We start from the raw sequence: 13,237 nt of genomic DNA, 5'->3' as shown, positions 1-13,237 counted from the left end.
AGACTACGACCGTCGCCGGCGGTGCCGGCAACCGGGCGCTGCGCACGAGCGGCGCCTGTGGTCCGTCACCCCAGGACAGGAGCGCGCGCATGCAGCCCAAGCCACACCTCGACTATCTCGCCCGGGCCAGAAGCTGGTTCGGCGGCACCAGCGCGGAGCTAGATCCGGCCACGCGCGGCATCGTGCAGTTGGCCATCGATCGCCGGGTGACGTCCACCGATCCGGGCAAGCTGCTGGACCGGGCAACGTTCGGCGAAGCACTCGCGGACCGGGTGGCCGCGTTCGGCGGCTCGTGGACCTTCATCGTGCTGTTTCTTGCCGCGCTCGTCGGCTGGGTGGCGCTCAACACCGGCGCGCTGGGCGCGGATGCGCTCGACCCGTTTCCCTACATCTTCCTCAACCTGATGCTGTCGATGGTCGCCGCGCTGCAGGCGCCGGTGATCATGATGAGCCAGAACCGGCAGGCGTCGAAGGACCGGCAGATGGCGGGCTACGACTACGCGGTCAACCTCAAGGCCGAGCTCGAGATCATGGCGCTGCACGAAAAGATGGACGCGATGCGCAGCGATCAGATCATGCTGTTGCTCGCCCAGCAGCAGACCCAGCTCGATCTGCTGACGCGTCTGGTCGAACGGTCTGGCGACGTGGCGGGTCCGCCCTCGATTCCCTGAGGGCGGACCGCGCAGCGCCGACGTGCGATCAGGCGGGTGCGCCGCCGAACCAGCGGCGTTGCATCCACAGCGCGACGTGCACCAGCAGAATCAGCACCGGCACTTCGACCAGCGGCCCGATGACCGCCGCGAACGCGACCGGTGAAGCCAGACCGAACGCGGCGATGGCGACCGCGATCGCCAGCTCGAAGTTGTTGCCGGCCGCGGTGAACGCGATGGCCGTCGTGCGCGGATAGTCCTTGGCGATCAGCTTGCCCATCCAGAAGCTGACGAGGAACTGGATCAAGAAGTAGATCGTCAGCGGAATCGCGATGCGCACCACGTCCATCGGAATCCGCACCACATCGGCGCCCTTGAGGCTGAACATCGCGACGATGGTGAACAGCAGCGCGGCCAGCGTGATCGGGCTGATCTTCGGGAGGAAGCGCGTCTCGTACCAGGTCTCGCCTTTCGATTTCACCAGCCAGCGCCGGGTGAGGTAGCCCGCCAGGAACGGAATGCCCAGATACACCAGCACCGCCTGCGCGATGGTCCAGATGCTGACGTCGATGACGCTGCCTTCCAGCCCGAACACCGGCGGCAGCCAGCTCAGGAAGAACCAGGCATAGACGCTGAAGAACAGGATCTGGAACACCGAGTTGAACGCGACCAGGCCGGCGACGTACTGGTTGTCGCCGCGGGCGAGCTGGTTCCAGACCAGCACCATCGCTATGCAACGCGCCAGGCCGATCAGGATCAGGCCGGTCATGTATTCCGGATAGTCGCGCAGGAACAGCACCGCCAGCCCGAACATCAGGAACGGGCCTATCAACCAGTTCTGCACCAGCGACAGCGCCAGCACGCGCTTGTCGCGGAACACGTTGGGCAGCTCCGCGTAGCGCACCTTGGCCAGCGGCGGATACATCATCAGGATCAGGCCGATCGCGATCGGGATATTGGTGCTGCCCCAGCTCAGCGCGTTCAACCCGTCCGGCAGGCCGTCGAACAGCGTGCCGAGCGCGATGCCCAGCGCCATCGCCGCGAAGATCCACAGCGTGAGCCAGCGGTCGAGAAACGACAGGCGAGTGGTCGGGGCAGGCGAGGGCGTGCTCATCCGACGTCGGCGATCGGTTCGAGCAGCGCCTTGACCGCGGCCTTGTCGGCCCAGACCGCGTCGCGGATGTCGAGGAACGCACGCATGCGCTTCTGGATGATCGCGTGCGCCTCGGCGAACGCCGCGCGCTTGTCGGCATCGCTGCCGGTCACCGCGGCGGGATCGAACAGGCCCCAGTGCACGCGGACGTAGTCACCATGGACGATCGGGCAGCTCTCGCCGGCGGCGCTGTCGCAGACGGTGACGATCAGGTCCATCGGCACGGCGGTTTCGGCCGAGAACTCGTCCCAGGACTTGCTGCGCAGGTTGTCGGTGGGAAATCCCTCGCGCTCGAGCTGCGCGATGGCGAACGGATTCACCTGGCCGGCCGGCTGGCTGCCGGCGCTATAGGCCTCGTAACGGCCCACGCCCCAGGCGCGAAGGGTGGCTTCGGCCAGCACGCTGCGGGCGGAGTTGCCGGTGCACAGGAACAGGACGCGTCGGGTCATCGGTGTTGGCTCGGTCGGAAAATGACGGGGGGTATCAGGGGGCGCAGGTGCCGACGGGCGCGCAGTCGCTCGCGTCGTCGGCACAGCAGTTCTCGGTGAGATAGCCGACCAGGGCGTTCATCGCGTCGAAATCGGCGCGATAACAGATGGCCCGGCCACGCGGTTCGCCGGTGATCAGCCCGGCGGCCGCGAGTTCCTTGAGGTGGAATGACAGCGTGGCGCCCGGCAACGCGAGCGTCGTGGCGATATCGCCGGCCAGCCGGCCACTGCGTCCGGACTGGACCAGCAGGCGGAACACCGCCAGTCGGGTGCTATGTCCCAGTGCGGAAAGCGCTTGGGTCGCGTTCGTATGTTCCATGTTTCCAAAATACTCGAATAATCTGGGCGTCGCAATTCGCTCAGTGACTTGCCGCGCTATCGGGCGCGCCGGCGCCAACGTGACGAGATGCCGGCTTGCAGGGCAGGCCGCCGCTGCACCTGCGGGATCTCGATCCCGTGCCGCGAAGGTGCGGCATGCCGCGCACCGGAGACGCGTCAGCGTTCCCGGTACGCCCCCGCCCCATGCGTCACGCGCAAGCGCGACGCGTCACCGGCCGACGACCTCGCCGTCTTCCTTGGTGAACGGGCCGTCGATCGCGGGCAGGATCTCTAGCACGACCTCCGAAGGTCGGCACAGACGGACGCCCATTCCCGTCTCCACGAAAGGACGGTTGATCAGAATGGGGTGCGCGCGCATGGCATCCAGCAAGGCCGCGTCGTCCAGAGCGAGGTCATCCAGCCCGAGCTCGAGATAAGGCGTGCCCTTCTGCCTGATCGCGTCGCGAACGGTCAGTCCGGCGGCTGTGATCAGTGCGGCAAGACGGGTCCGGTCCGGCGGATCTGTCCGGTAGTCGATGATCTGCGGTTCGATTCTGGCGTGGCGGATCAGGGCCAGCGTGTTGCGCGAGGTGCCGCATTCCGGGTTGTGGTAGATGACGGCGTTCATGCGCTTTCCTCTTCGCTCAGGTCTGTTTCCACGACGCCGGCGGCCGCGGCGAGTGCCGCCGCCTCGACGGCGCCCTTGCGCTCGCTGTAGCGATTCACGAGGTAGTCGCTGCGTCCACGCACCAGCAGCGTGAACTTGACGAGCTCTTCCATGACGTCGACGACGCGGTCGTAGTAGGGCGAGGGTCGCATCCGTCCGGCGTCATCGAACTCCTGCCAGGCCTTCGCGACCGAAGACTGGTTCGGAATGGTGACCATGCGCATCCAGCGTCCCAGGACGCGCAGGGCGTTGACCACATTGAAGGACTGCGACCCACCACAGACCTGCATGACGGCCAGGGTGCGGCCCTGGGTGGGACGCACGCTGCCGTCCTCGAGCGGCAGCCAGTCGATCTGGTTCTTGAACACCGCCGTCAGCGTGCCGTGGCGTTCCGGGCTCACCCAGACATGACCCTCCGACCAGAGCGAGGCCTGTCGAAGTTCCTGGACCTTGGGATGCGTGGCCGGGACGGAATCGAGCATCGGGAGTGCGTGCGGGTCGAACAGCCGGGTGTCCGCGCCGAGCTGTTCCAGCAGCCTCTGTGCCTCGAGCGCAAGCTTGCGACTGAACGACTGGGGTCTGAGCGAACCGTAGAGAATCAGGATCCGCGGACGATGGGTCAGGGTCGGACATTCCTTCAGCTTCTCGGCCGTCGGCATCTCCAGAGCGCCCGGGATTACGTTGGGTAGGTCCTGCACGTCGCTTGTCCCGCTCATTTGATTCCATTATTCTAGAATTATGGAATATAAGATGCAATGCCCGTTCGAGCGGCGTGTCGGTCCTTGTCTGGAAACGTAATGCGGCGCAGGCCGGCCCGGGATCGACACCCAGGCGCCTCCGAATCTTCTGCGCGCATCCCGCCGGGGCGGGTCGCGTTTCGCCGGTAAATGCGGCTCGCCCTCCCCCGATGCCAGGAATCATGCAGCCATGACCAGCCGACATATCCCGCTCCTGATCCTCGGATCCGGCCCCGCCGGCTGGACCGCCGCCGTCTACGCCGCCCGTGCCAACCTCAAGCCGGTAGTCATCACCGGCATGCAGATGGGCGGCCAGCTGATGACCACCACCGAGGTCGACAATTGGCCGGGCGATGCACACGGGCTGATGGGTCCGGACCTGATGGCGCGCATGCAGGCGCATGCCGAGCGCTTCGACACCGAGACCATCTTCGACCACATCCACACCGCGGATCTGTCGCAGCGCCCGTTCCGGCTCAAGGGCGACAGCGGCGAGTACACCGCCGACGCGATCATCATCGCCACCGGCGCGACCGCGAAGTACCTCGGCCTGCCGTCGGAAGAGGCGTTCAAGGGCCGGGGCGTGTCGGCCTGCGCCACCTGCGACGGGTTCTTCTACAAGGACCAGGACGTGGCCGTGGTCGGCGGCGGTAATACCGCGGTCGAGGAAGCGCTGTACCTGTCGAACATCGCCAGGACTGTGTATCTGGTCCATCGCCGCGACACGCTGCGCGCCGAGAAGATCATGCAGGACAAGCTCAACGCCAAGATCCAGGCCGGCAAGATCGTGCCGGTGTGGCACCACACCGTCGACGAGGTGCTCGGCAACGACGCCGGCGTGACCGGTCTGCGCCTGAAGTCGGTGCAGGACGACAGCACGCGCGAGATCGCGGTGCACGGTTTCTTCGTCGCAATCGGCCACACGCCCAACACCACGCTGTTCGAAGGCCAGCTGGCGATGAACAACGGCTACCTCGAGATCCGCTCGGGTATCGACGGCAATGCGACCTCGACCAATGTGCCGGGCGTGTTCGCCGCCGGCGACGTGACCGACCAGCATTACCGCCAGGCGATCACTTCGGCCGGCTTCGGCTGCATGGCCGCGCTCGACGCAGAACGCTATCTGGATGCCCTGGCAACCCGCGTCGAAGGCTGACCGGAACAACGCACGCGCATCCCGCCCGGGGTGCCTGAAGGAGATCCATGGAAAGTGTCGACGTCGTGGTGGTGGGAGGCGGTCAGGCAGGGCTGGCTGCGGGGTATTTCCTGCGCCGCGCCGGTCTCTCCTACGTGATTCTCGATGCCGAACCATCGCCCGGCGGCGCCTGGCGGCATGCGTGGAAATCTCTGCACCTCTTCTCGCCCGCAGAATGGAGTTCGATTCCAGGTTGGCCGATGCCGGCCGCTCATGGCCCCTACCCCGACCGGGCGGAGGTCATCGACTACCTCACGCGCTACGAGCAGAAATACACGCTGCCCGTCACCAGACCCGTCTTCGTGGACCGCATCGATCGTTCTGACGAGGGCCTGATCGTCTCGTCGACGGACGGTCGGCGCTGGCGGGGCAGGGCAGTGATCAGCGCGACCGGGACGTGGCGGCGCCCCTATGTGCCGCCGTATGACGGACTGCCGGGGTTTGCAGGCCAGCAGATGCACTCGGGCGAGTACACGGACGCCGCGGCATTCGCCGGCAAGCGGGTCGCGATCATCGGAGGCGGCAATTCGGGCGCGCAGATTCTGGCCGAGGTATCCGAAGTCGCAGAGACGATCTGGATCACCGAGCGCGAACCGGAATTCCTGCCCGACGCGGTGGACGGACGCCTGCTGTTCCAGCGCGCGACCGAGAAATGGAAGGCCCAGCAGGAAGGGCGCGCGCCCGACATCCCGGCCGGCGGCTTCGGCGATATCGTCATGGTGGCGCCGGTGAAGGACGCACGTGCGCGCGGTGTGCTGACGGCGCGAAGGCCTCCCGTCTGCTTCACACCCGAGGGCATGCGATGGGAGGACGGCGTCGAACAACACATCGACGCGGTGATCTGGTGCACGGGCTTCCGGCCCGCGCTGTCGCATCTGCGAGCGCTCGGTGTGATCAACGACCGGGGGCTGGTGGCGGTCGATGCGTCGCGCGTGCGTTCTGTCGCGGAACCTTCGGTCTGGCTGCTGGGATACGGCGACTGGAACGGTGCCGCCTCGGCCACCCTGGTGGGCGTGACGCGTTATGCACGCGAGGCGGTGAATCAGGCGACCGCCTTCCTGGCGGCGGCTGACGCCTGAGTCTCGTCTCGGCGGCACCGTTATCGCAGCGATGGGCCGATCGGACGGGTTGAAATGGTTCGCGCCGATCCGCGCATCCGCCGATCGTGTTGCCCGTACGGGGGCGGGCAAGTGCCGGTCCGCGCTCACGACCGGGACACTCCACCCCACCCTCGGGACAATTTCTGTACTCGTCAGTACACCGACTGGGTTAAGATTCAGTGTGTTCCCGCCATTCTCTGTGGCTTCGCGCGTCTGCTGCGCGGACATCCCGACACGACCCCACGAGCCGAATGCCCGACGCCAATCCCCCCGCCGTGCTGCTGCGCGATGTCCGCCTCGACCGGGGCGGGCGCACCGTGCTGTCCGGCATCGACTTGTCGGTGCCGCGCGGCAGCGTGACCGCGGTGCTGGGCCCGTCGGGCAGCGGCAAGTCGACGCTGCTCTCGGCGCTGACCGGTGAGCTGGTACCGGCCGCGGGCACGGTCGAAGTCTTCGGCCAGCCCGTGCCGACCCGCATGCGCGAGCTGCTGGAACTGCGCAAGGGCATCGGCGTGCTGTTGCAGGGCAACGGCCTGCTGACCGATCTGACCGCAGGCGAGAACATCGCCCTGCCGCTGCGCCTGCACACCAAGTTGCCGAAGCCGGTGATCGCGCGCCTGGTGGCGATGAAGCTGCAGGCCGTGGGCCTGCGCACGGCCGGTGATCTGTATCCGCGCGAGCTGTCGGGCGGCATGGCGCGCCGCGTCGCGCTGGCCCGCGCGCTGGCGCTGGACCCGCCACTGATGATCTACGACGAGCCGCTGACCGGGCTGGACCCGATCGCCTCGGGCGTGATCATGAGTCTGATCGCGCGGCTCAATGCCTCGCTCGGGCTGACCAGCATCATCGTCACCCACCACGTCCACGAGACCCTGCCCGTTGCCGACCACGCCATCGTGATCGCCAATGGCCGCATCGTCTTCCAGGGCACGCCTGCCGAACTCGAGGCCAGCACTGATCCGCTGGTGCGCCAGTTCCTGCACGGTGAGCCGGACGGCCCCATCGCATTCGACCGCGGCGATCTCGCCCCCACGGAGGCCGCACGATGACCGCTGCGATCCGCTCGCTCGGCCGCGCCGGGCTGTTCTCGCTGTCGGTGCTGCGTGCATCGAAGCCGACCGCCGATTTCTTCTCCGAACTGGTCCGCGAGATCTACAAGATCGGCGGCCGGTCCTTGCCGATCATTGCGGTCGGTGGCGCCTTCGTCGGCCTGTCGCTCACCCTTCTGGGTTACCGCGCGCTGGAAACCTACGGCGCCAGTAACCAGGTCAGCGTGCTGATCGGCCTGGGCCTGTACCGCGAACTCGCGCCGGTGCTGACCGCGCTGCTGTTCGTCGGCCGCGCCGGCAGCTCGATCGCCGCCGAACTGGGCCTGATGCGCGCCACCGATCAGATCACCGCGCTGGGCCTGATGGCGATCGATCCGGTGGCCAAGGTCGTCGCGCCGCGCTTCTGGGCCGCGGTGATCTGCGTGCCGCTGCTGACCGGTCTCTTCTGCAGCCTCGCGCTGTCGGCCAGCTGGTTCCAGGCGGTGCAGGTGCTCGGCATCGACAACGGCATGTTCTGGCAGTCGATGCAGGACGCGGTCGATTTCCGCAGCGATTTCCTGACCGCGTTCATGAAGTCCGCGGTGTTCGGCGGCACCGCCGCGCTGGTGGCCTCGTATGTTGGTTTCCACGCCGAGCCGACGATCGAAGGCACCTCGGTCGCGACAACGCGCGCCGTGGTCAACGCCTCGCTGCTGGTGCTGATGTTCAATTTCGTGATGTCCGCCTTCCTGTTCCGCTGATGTCGGCGGCCTGAACGCTGATTCCTTCTTTCACCGCCGCGTCCGGCGGTCCGCTGCAAAGGTGACACCCATGACAAGCACCCGTGGTCCCCGTCTCGAACTCGCCGTCGGTGCATTCCTGCTACTCGCGCTCGCGTCGCTGCTGGTGCTGGCGATCGCTTCGACCAACGGCCAGTTCGGCTTCAGTCGCGGCGGCACGTACGAGCTCAACGCGCGCTTCAGCAATCTCGGCCAGCTGCGCCCCAACGCCCCGGTCAAGGTCGGTGGCGTGACGATCGGCCGCGTGACCGGCATCGATCTGGATCCGGTGCGTTTCGACTCGATCGTGACGATGAAGATCGAGGACCGTTTCAACGAGATCCCGGCCGACACTTCGGCGGCGATCCTCACTGGCGGTCTGCTCGGCGAGAGCTACCTCGGTCTGTCGATCGGCGGCGATGTCGATGTGCTGCAGCCGGGTGAGGAAATCGCGTTTACCTCACCGGCGGTGGATCTGATGCAGATGGTCGGCAAATACATGTTCGGTGGTGGCGGCGAAGGTGCCGACGCTGCCTCGCCAGCCGCGCCCGAAGGCGGCACCGCGTCGCCCGACGCACCCCACAGTGACGAAGGAGTTCTTCCATGATCCGCATGCCCCTGATCCGTCGCGCCTTGCCGCTCGCCCTCGCCGCCGCACTGGTGCTGCCCGCCGCCGCGTTCGCGCAGGCCCGACCGGCTGCAACCCCCGCTGCCAGCACCGCGCAGGCCGGCTCGCCCAGCCAACTGGTGCTGGGCAACACCGAGCGCGTGCTCAAGACGCTGGAATCGCGCCGCGCCGAATTCACCCGTGACCGCGGCGCGCTGCAGAGCTTCATCGACAGCGAATTCAACACCATGTTCGACCGCGACTACGCGGCGCGGCAGGTGCTGGGCCGTCACGGCCGCGGCGCATCGGATGCCGACGTCAAGCTGTTCGGTGATGCGCTGGCCGAGAACCTGATGCGCAAGTACGGCTCGTCGCTGCTGGACTTCAACTCCCAGCTGCGTGTGCGCATCAAGTCCGAAGCCCCGCTGCCGCGTGGTCTGGGCGTGCGCGTGTCGAGCGAACTGCTGCGCAGTGGCGGCGAGCCGATTCCGGTCGATTACCTGATGCGCCAGAGCGGTGGTACCTGGAAGGTGTTCGACGTGATGGTGGAAGGCGTGTCGTTCGTGCGCACCTTCCGCGAGCAGTTCGATACGCCGCTGCAGCGCAAGTCGATCCCGGACGTCGCGCGCGAACTGCGCAGCGGCCAGATCGAGGCAGTCGTCGAGTGATGGGCACGGCCGCTGCTTCGGTTCGACGCGATGGCGATGCGCTGGCGTTCGCCGGTGATGTCGTCGCCGCGTCGGTCCCGTCGCTGTGGCCGCAGGCGCAGGCCGGTCGCGCGGGCGCCGCGCGGCTGGACCTGTCCGCCGTCACCACGCTCGACAGCGCGGGTCTCGCCCTGCTGGCCGAACTCGCAGGTGATGGCGCGCTCAGGGTCGACGGCACACCGCCGGGTCTGGCCGAACTGTGCCGCGCCTACCGTCTGACACCGACGCTGACCTACGTGTCCGCGTGAATCTGCCGTCCCACCCGGCCCCCCTCGGGATTCCGACCATGTCGAGCCTTGCTCCCTTCCGTGTCCTGCTGCCGCTGATCGCATCAGTGGTCCTCGTCGCCTGCGCCGGTACCGGCGCCCCCAAGGATCGCGTGCCGTCGCCGGTGGCCGAAACGGTCACTGCGCCAGCGCCTGCGATCGCCGACGTGCCCACTGCTGCGGATGCCGACGCCGCCGATGTGCCGGCCACGCCGGATACTGGCGAAGTCATCGACGCGCTCGACGATGCCGCGCGGGTGGCCGGCGACGCCGCGCCCGCGAACGGCACGCCGACCGATGCCGAGCTCGACTACGCCGCGCTGTACGGCGAACCGGTCTACGACCCGATCTACGACCCGACGCTGCCCGAAGCCGCGCAGATGCCGCGCAGCTACGATCCGTGGGAGCCGCTCAACCGCAAGGTGTTCGCGTTCAACAGCGCGGTCGACCGCGGTTTCGCCAAGCCGCTTGCGAAGGTCTACGCCAAGGTCGTGCCGCGTCCGGTGCGCCTGGGCGTGACCAACTTCTTCAGCAATCTCGGCCAGCCGGTCAGCGCGCTCAATGCACTGCTGCAAGGCCGACCGAAGGCCGCGGGCCAGTCGCTGGGCCGCTTCGTCGTCAACAGCACGCTGGGCATCGGCGGCATCTTCGATCCGGCGACGGATGCGGAGATTCCGAACCAGAGCGCCGACTTCGGCCAGACGATGGGCGTGTGGGGCTGGCGCGATTCGCGGTATCTCGAACTGCCGCTGTTCGGCCCGCGCACGTTGCGCGACGGCTTCGGCCTGGTCGGCGATGCGCCGCTGTCGCCGCTGCGCCAGGTCGGTGACGATCCATGGCGCTATGGCCTGCAGGGCCTGCAACTGGTCGACCTGCGCACGCGCCTGTTCGCCGTTGACAGCATGCGCGAGGGCGCAACCGACGAATACGCACTGATCCGCGACGCGTGGATGCAGCGCCGCGCCTACCAGATCGAATCGGTCCGCCGCACCGACCGCGACGACCATGAAGCCGGCCTGCCGGACTATCTCTACGACGACGACGCGATGCCGACCGTGCCGGTCGACGTGATGCCGATCATTCCGCTGTCTCCGTCGAATTGATGATTTGGGTGCGCTGAAGTCTTGAGAGCAAAAGCCCCGCGAACGCGGGGCTTTTTTGTTCTTGCTCCTTCCCCCGCCTGCGGGGGAAGGTCGGGATAGGGGCGAACGGTCAGTTCGCGAGTGATCCGGTCCAGGCGCGACGCCATGCGTTGAACCGGGATCTTTCGCGGGCGGACGTTTTGCCCCCACCAACCCTCCCCCGCGAGCGGGGGAGGGCTAGCAACAATCACTTCCCCGCCAGCGCCGCTTCCACCGCGGCGCGCACGCGCGGATCATCCGCCGTCACGTCGGGCGCGAACCGGTCCACCACGTGCCCATGCCGGTCGATCAGGAACTTCTCGAAATTCCACAGCACGCCCGGCGCCGGATTCGGCGGCGCAAAGGCGCGCAGCTTTTCGCGCATCGGGCCTTCGCCGGTCGCTTCGGGCTGCGCGGTCGTCAGCGCTGCATACAGCGGATGGATCGCCTCGCCGGTGACTGCGATCTTCGAGAACAGCGGAAAGCTGACGTCGTAGCTGAGGCTGCAGAACTGCTGGATCTCGGCGTCGCTGCCCGGCTCCTGGCCGGCGAAATCGTTGGCCGGAAAGCCCAGCACTTCCAGGCCTGCATCGCGCTTCTCGCGGTACAGCGCTTCAAGGCCTGCGTACTGCGGCGTCAGTCCGCACTTGGACGCGACGTTGACCACCAGCAGCACCTTGCCGGCATACGCGCCGAGCGTGGTGGTGGCGCCCTCGATGGTCTTGAGCGGGATGTCGGTCAGCGGTGCGGTCATGGCGGTGGCTCGCGGGTGGAAAGAGCCCCGATGTTAGCGCCGCACATTGACGTCTCGGCGCTCGTCGAGTGGATAGAGCGCAACGAAACCCGTCGAGCGTGCAGGCGTTGGACGTGTCTTCGCGCGCGAGCGCGCTCCTACACGGCGCGCGATGACTTACGGCGTCTGCGCGTCCTCGTTGTCCTCGTCACCCGCCACATCGTCGAGTGCCTCGCCCAGCAGCGCCTGCGCATCGGGGCCGGGCAGCGATTCCACGCCGCGCAGGCGGCGCTCGATCGTGCGGGTCTTGCGGCTGGCTTCGCCGAGGCTCTTGCCGACGGTGGTGATCTGCTTCTCGGCGCGCTCGAGGATGCCGGCGAACTTGCCGAACTCGCTCTTCACCGCGCCCAGCACCTGCCAGACCTCGCTGGAACGCTTCTCGATCGCCAGCGTGCGGAAGCCCATCTGCAGGCTGTTGAGCAGGGCGGTGAACGTGGTCGGGCCGGCCAGCACCACGCGATGTTCGCGCTGCAGCAGATCGACCAGACCGGCGCGGCGGATCACTTCGGCGTACAGGCCTTCGGTCGGCAGGAACATCACCGCGAAATCGGTGGTGTGCGGCGGGCACACGTACTTGTCGCTGATCGATTTCGCCTGCACGCGGATCGCGCGCTCGAGTTGCGCGGTCGAGGTCTTGATCGCATCGAGGTCGCCGTTCTCCTGCGCATCGATCAGGCGCTCGTAATCCTCGCGCGGGAACTTGGCATCGACCGGCAGCCACACCACCGTGTCGTCGCCGCGCCCGGGCAGGCGGATCGCGAAATCCACGGCCTCCGCGCTGTCGGGCTTCACCCGCACGCTGCGCGCGTACTGCTCCATGGTGAGCGTCTGCTCGAGGATGTTCTCCAGCTGCACTTCGCCCCAGCCGCCGCGGTCCTTGACGTTGGTCAGCACGCGCTTGAGATCACCCACGCCGGTCGCCAGCTGCTGCATCTCGCCGAGGCCGCGCTGCACCTGTTCCAGGCGCTCGGACACGATCTTGAATGACGCATCGAGGCGCGTATTGAGCGTCGTCTGCAGCTTCTCGTCGACGGTCGCGCGCATCTGGTCGAGCTTGCTGGCGTTGTCGGCCTGCAGGCGCTGCAGCTGCTGCTCCAGCGTCGTACGCATCTCGCCGATGCGCTGTTCGTTGCGCTGGGTGAGTTCGTTGAGGCGTGCGCCGAGTGCATCGGCGAAACGCTGCTGCTGCTCCGCGCCTTCGGTGCGCGTCTTGCGCGCGTCTTCGGTCAACGCCGCGCGCAGCACGCCGAGGCGCTCGTCGGTGGTACGGGTGAACGCGTCGAGTCGGGCATCGGTGCGCGTGGTGAATTCGTCCAGACGCTGGTCGGTGCGCGCGGCGACGGCCTGCAGCTGTGCGCCGAAGGCATCGATGCGCTGGGCCTGCGAGGCAGCGGACGCATCGAGTTGCTGGCGCAGTTCGCCGCGGCCGTCGCGCTGCTCCTCGCGCAGCACGCGCTCCAGAGCTTCGCCGCCTTGAGCGGGCCGGCGCAGCAGCAGGACGACGAGCAGCCCGGTCACGATGGCGACGAGCAGGAGGATCAGCGAGAGCAAGACGAGCGTGGGATTCATCCGGTGATTCTAGCGGGCGCCGTCTCAGCGGCTGCGCCTGCATGCGAAACTCGCATGCC

The 13,237-nt window shown here is 67.4% G+C and carries 16 protein-coding genes; 9 read left to right on the top strand and 7 right to left on the bottom strand.

The annotated features are described in order from the left end of the window. Window positions 1–89 precede the first annotated feature (89 nt). Window positions 90–671 (top strand): DUF1003 domain-containing protein, encoded by a 582-nt coding sequence (locus J2W68_RS03455; protein WP_310232823.1) that lies wholly within the window; start codon window positions 90–92, stop codon window positions 669–671. A 28-nt stretch (window positions 672–699) separates the two neighbouring features. Here J2W68_RS03455 and arsB read toward each other — a convergent pair whose 3' ends face one another. The 5 genes from arsB to arsH all read right to left on the bottom strand — a co-directional run bounded on the left by arsB (window position 700) and on the right by arsH (window position 3,992). Then, window positions 700–1,764 carry an ACR3 family arsenite efflux transporter gene (arsB, locus tag J2W68_RS03450; RefSeq protein ID WP_310232820.1) on the bottom strand — a complete coding sequence of 355 codons (1,065 nt, stop codon included), beginning with the start codon at window positions 1,762–1,764 and terminating at the stop codon, window positions 700–702. Further along, window positions 1,761–2,252 carry an arsenate reductase ArsC gene (locus tag J2W68_RS03445; RefSeq protein ID WP_310232818.1) on the bottom strand — a complete coding sequence of 164 codons (492 nt, stop codon included), beginning with the start codon at window positions 2,250–2,252 and terminating at the stop codon, window positions 1,761–1,763. Before J2W68_RS03445 ends, arsB begins: the two co-directional genes overlap by 4 nt. 34 nt (window positions 2,253–2,286) lie before the next feature. Next, entirely contained in the window at window positions 2,287–2,610 is a 324-nt protein-coding gene (locus J2W68_RS03440; protein WP_310232816.1) for an ArsR/SmtB family transcription factor, read from the bottom strand. Between the two features lie 228 nt (window positions 2,611–2,838). Continuing rightward, on the bottom strand, window positions 2,839–3,237 hold the full coding sequence (gene arsC, locus J2W68_RS03435; RefSeq protein ID WP_310232815.1) for an arsenate reductase (glutaredoxin): 399 nt from the start codon (window positions 3,235–3,237) through the stop codon (window positions 2,839–2,841). Then, window positions 3,234–3,992 carry an arsenical resistance protein ArsH gene (arsH, locus tag J2W68_RS03430; RefSeq protein ID WP_430539657.1) on the bottom strand — a complete coding sequence of 253 codons (759 nt, stop codon included), beginning with the start codon at window positions 3,990–3,992 and terminating at the stop codon, window positions 3,234–3,236. The genes arsC and arsH overlap by 4 nt, the downstream gene beginning before the upstream one ends. 211 nt (window positions 3,993–4,203) lie before the next feature. Between arsH and trxB the strand changes: the two genes are divergently transcribed. From trxB to J2W68_RS03390, 8 genes are all read left to right on the top strand, one after another. Continuing rightward, a complete protein-coding gene (trxB, locus tag J2W68_RS03425) occupies window positions 4,204–5,169 on the top strand; it encodes a thioredoxin-disulfide reductase (protein ID WP_310232814.1) in 966 nt (321 codons plus the stop codon). Window positions 5,170–5,216: 47 nt separating this feature from the next. Continuing rightward, the gene (locus tag J2W68_RS03420; RefSeq protein WP_310232811.1) at window positions 5,217–6,287 is read left to right on the top strand and encodes an ArsO family NAD(P)H-dependent flavin-containing monooxygenase; all 1,071 of its coding nucleotides are present in this window, start codon (window positions 5,217–5,219) and stop codon (window positions 6,285–6,287) included. Window positions 6,288–6,559: 272 nt separating this feature from the next. Beyond that, window positions 6,560–7,357, top strand: a complete 798-nt coding sequence (locus tag J2W68_RS03415; protein ID WP_310232809.1) for an ABC transporter ATP-binding protein — start codon at window positions 6,560–6,562, stop codon at window positions 7,355–7,357. Next, window positions 7,354–8,097, top strand: coding sequence for an MlaE family lipid ABC transporter permease subunit (locus tag J2W68_RS03410; RefSeq protein ID WP_310232808.1), 744 nt, complete (start codon window positions 7,354–7,356; stop codon window positions 8,095–8,097). Before J2W68_RS03415 ends, J2W68_RS03410 begins: the two co-directional genes overlap by 4 nt. 70 nt (window positions 8,098–8,167) lie before the next feature. Then, window positions 8,168–8,722: an outer membrane lipid asymmetry maintenance protein MlaD gene (mlaD, locus tag J2W68_RS03405; RefSeq protein ID WP_310232807.1), complete on the top strand. Its 555-nt coding sequence runs from the start codon at window positions 8,168–8,170 to the stop codon at window positions 8,720–8,722. Window positions 8,723–8,727: 5 nt separating this feature from the next. Beyond that, the gene (locus J2W68_RS03400) at window positions 8,728–9,390 is read left to right on the top strand and encodes an MlaC/ttg2D family ABC transporter substrate-binding protein (RefSeq protein WP_310232999.1); all 663 of its coding nucleotides are present in this window, start codon (window positions 8,728–8,730) and stop codon (window positions 9,388–9,390) included. Beyond that, window positions 9,390–9,677: an STAS domain-containing protein gene (locus J2W68_RS03395; protein WP_310147916.1), complete on the top strand. Its 288-nt coding sequence runs from the start codon at window positions 9,390–9,392 to the stop codon at window positions 9,675–9,677. The genes J2W68_RS03400 and J2W68_RS03395 overlap by 1 nt, the downstream gene beginning before the upstream one ends. Before the next feature lie 38 nt (window positions 9,678–9,715). Next, window positions 9,716–10,798 carry an MlaA family lipoprotein gene (locus tag J2W68_RS03390; protein WP_310232806.1) on the top strand — a complete coding sequence of 361 codons (1,083 nt, stop codon included), beginning with the start codon at window positions 9,716–9,718 and terminating at the stop codon, window positions 10,796–10,798. Window positions 10,799–11,024: 226 nt separating this feature from the next. Here J2W68_RS03390 and J2W68_RS03385 read toward each other — a convergent pair whose 3' ends face one another. Together J2W68_RS03385 and rmuC are read right to left on the bottom strand one after the other, a co-directional pair. Next, entirely contained in the window at window positions 11,025–11,570 is a 546-nt protein-coding gene (locus tag J2W68_RS03385; protein ID WP_310232805.1) for a glutathione peroxidase, read from the bottom strand. A 156-nt stretch (window positions 11,571–11,726) separates the two neighbouring features. Further along, window positions 11,727–13,178, bottom strand: a complete 1,452-nt coding sequence (rmuC, locus tag J2W68_RS03380) for a DNA recombination protein RmuC (RefSeq protein WP_310232803.1) — start codon at window positions 13,176–13,178, stop codon at window positions 11,727–11,729. Between the last annotated feature and the right edge of the window lie 59 nt (window positions 13,179–13,237).

Source organism: Luteimonas terrae (assembly GCF_031457535.1).
Taxonomy (GTDB): domain Bacteria; phylum Pseudomonadota; class Gammaproteobacteria; order Xanthomonadales; family Xanthomonadaceae; genus Luteimonas; species Luteimonas terrae_A.
Note: the sequence above shows the minus strand (reverse complement) of the source record. Positions and strands in the feature narration are given on the sequence as shown.